Origin of the sequence: Okeania sp. (assembly GCF_035285525.1) — a bacterium.
Taxonomy (GTDB): Bacteria; Cyanobacteriota; Cyanobacteriia; order Cyanobacteriales; family Microcoleaceae; genus Trichodesmium.
In genome coordinates this window covers 1-2,682 of record NZ_JAYKGW010000189.1, presented here as the reverse complement: position 1 = coordinate 2,682, position 2,682 = coordinate 1, and the positions used below count along the sequence as shown (strand labels likewise).

At 29.1% G+C, this 2,682-nt stretch carries 1 protein-coding gene and 1 pseudogene; both read left to right on the top strand.

Annotated elements, in window-relative coordinates:
- Positions 1 to 72: 72 nt before the first annotated feature.
- Positions 73 to 342: pseudogene (locus tag VKJ25_RS18570) on the top strand (type II toxin-antitoxin system PemK/MazF family toxin); the annotation flags it as partial.
- A gap of 75 nt (positions 343 to 417) precedes the next feature.
- Positions 418 to 1,836 carry a hypothetical protein gene (locus VKJ25_RS18565; protein WP_324238127.1) on the top strand — a complete coding sequence of 473 codons (1,419 nt, stop codon included), beginning with the start codon at positions 418 to 420 and terminating at the stop codon, positions 1,834 to 1,836.
- Positions 1,837 to 2,682 lie beyond the last annotated feature (846 nt).

Below are 2,682 nucleotides of genomic sequence, written 5' to 3'. Positions count from 1 at the left end.
TTTTTTTATCCTCTTCAAAGAGGAGGCTTTAGACCCAAAATTTTGGGTAAAAAATAATCTGGTGCTAGACCAGTTTTGGTTTTATCTATTGATACTATTAATAAGTTACCATTAGTTGTAACGGTAGTTGTAGGAACAAAAAGCGAAAATATTCAACGGGATTTTCCAACTAATGTTAGAGTTTCATCTGATGAAAGTGGATTACCTTTAGAAACAGTTTTTCTTTGTTTTCAAGTTCGTTATTTAGATGTAAGTAGGTTTTCTGAGCAACCAGTAGGAAAATTATCTGATGATAAGATGAAAGAAATTGAAACAGCAGTATGCTATTGTTTAGGACTATAAATAAAGTGGAATTATAATCCCTAATACAACTACAGATAAATTAAACTTTCAAAGCTAAAAGTAATAAAATATCAAATGAGAAGTTATAGTCAATTAGCCGATCTAGAAGCACTTTTACTAGAAATTAAAGATGAGAATATTCGCGCTTATGCAGGTGAAGCTATTGCCTCTTATTCTGCTGGAGCTTATCGTTCTGCTATTGTTTCAATTTGGATTGCTATTGTATATGATTTGTACCAAAAATTTCGGATTCTTTCTGAAACTTATCACGATAAAGCAGCAAAACAAAATATAGAAAAAATAGATAAAATTAGAAATAATCCTGATAAAAAGCAAGTGGCAAGTTGGGAAAGAGAAATTTTAAAAGATGCTCGTGATAAAGTTCAAATGATTACTAATTTAGAGTATGAACATTTAGATAGAATTCAACAAGATAGACATCGTTGTGCCCATCCTGTTTTAGATTCTGAAGGATTGCTATTTCAACCAACTCCTGAATTAGCTCGAACACATATTAGAACTGCAATAGAAGTTTTACTTAGTCAACCTCCTATTATTGGAAAAGCTTTAATTGAAGCTTTAGAAAGAGATGTGGAAGGTTTGTATTTTCCTGACGATCTAGAGGGAGTGAGAAATTTCTTAAGTGGTAGACATTTCTTAGTAGGTTCTCAAAAATATTTGCTTAATCTTATTCTGTTTTCTCTGAAAAAAGTTCTCTTTTTAGATATTCCTTCTACTGAGGGAAGGATAATAGAAAATTATCTATTGGTTATAGAGTGCTTAGTAAAAGATTATAGAAATGTTTTTGAATCTTTGGAAAGAAAAATACTTAGGGATATTCTAGGTAAAACTGATTATAATAGGTTACAAAGTTTAGCATTTCTATTTTATCTAGATAATAAATTTTCGGATTGCTGTCCTGAACATATCAAGCAAAAAATTAAGTGTTTCCTTAAAGAAGAAAAAGCTGTTTCTACAGCTTATGGAGTTTTATTGCTTCATTTATTCCCAGAGATTAAAAATGATATTTTAGCTATTTATAAAAACAATTACATCAATAGCGATAAAGATAATTTAATTTTTATTAGTGTGTTACGGAGGGCAAAAGCTAATAGAAAAGAAAGTGCTATTTTGGTAAAGGAAATCGTCAAAACCAATATAAATAAATATATTTGTTCTGGTTCTTGGGCAAATAGCATAAAAAATGCCGAAAAACATATTAGACCTATTCTTCAAATTATGACAGATGAAGATATTAAATACTTACTTAACCAGACGATCCAGGAAGAAAGAACAAAAGGTCAACTTAGAGTCTCTACTTTTATACTGAAAGAGTTATTTCAAGAAACTATAAATACTTACCCTGATACTTTGCCTCTTTGGAAAAATTTCTATGAATCAATAGATAGAGATATCTGGTCTGGAATAGAAGAATTAAAAGAAATGATAGATAATTTTTCAGAGTCACAACAGATAGAAAAAGAAACTTTATAGAGAACAGGAAGCAATTCAGAAATATCTAAATATCTAGCTACTTAATAGGATTTAATAAATAAATTTTGATATATTTCCCAAGTATCTATGCCTGGGGATTCTTAATTGGAAAAATGATTCTTGGTTTATAAATTATTAACTTTCTGATGATTGATTAGCATAAGCAAAAATTCCTATTTCTCTATAAGTAATAAAGAAGTTTCCATCACTCAAACATCAAAATTTTCCATAAGCCAAAATTATTATTGGGTAAAACTCCTGTAATTAAATGGTTTAGTTATATTGTTTATTAAAACAATATATAATAATAAGATTGGCAACCTTTAATTATTTATTCTGTGGCGATCGCTCCTCAAGAAAAAATTTATGTCTAATAAACTATTGGAAGTTGGACAAGTAATTAATTCTTTATCTTTAGATGAACAAAAATAGTTACTTAACAATTTAACTGAAAAATTCAAGCAAAAGTCGAATCAAATATTTGCAAAATCTAACATAGAAAATCAGATTTAACTAATGGCAAGCAATCCAGATATGCAAAGAGAAATAGCTTTAATTGACCAAGAATTTATAATTATCGAAATGGATGGAATTGATTAATTATGACCATTCAGAGAGGAGAAATTTATTTTGTAAATCTTAATCGGGTAAAAGGTCGTTTCAGTTATCAGTTATCAGCACTTCTTGCTTGAGAGAGAGGCTTGAAATATGGAATTTTCTTTTTTTATCCTCTTCAAAGAGGAGGCTTTAGACCCAAAATTTTGGGTAAAAAATAATCTGGTGCTAGACCAGTTTTGGTTTTATCTATTGATACTATTAATAAGTTACCATTAGTTGTAACGGTAG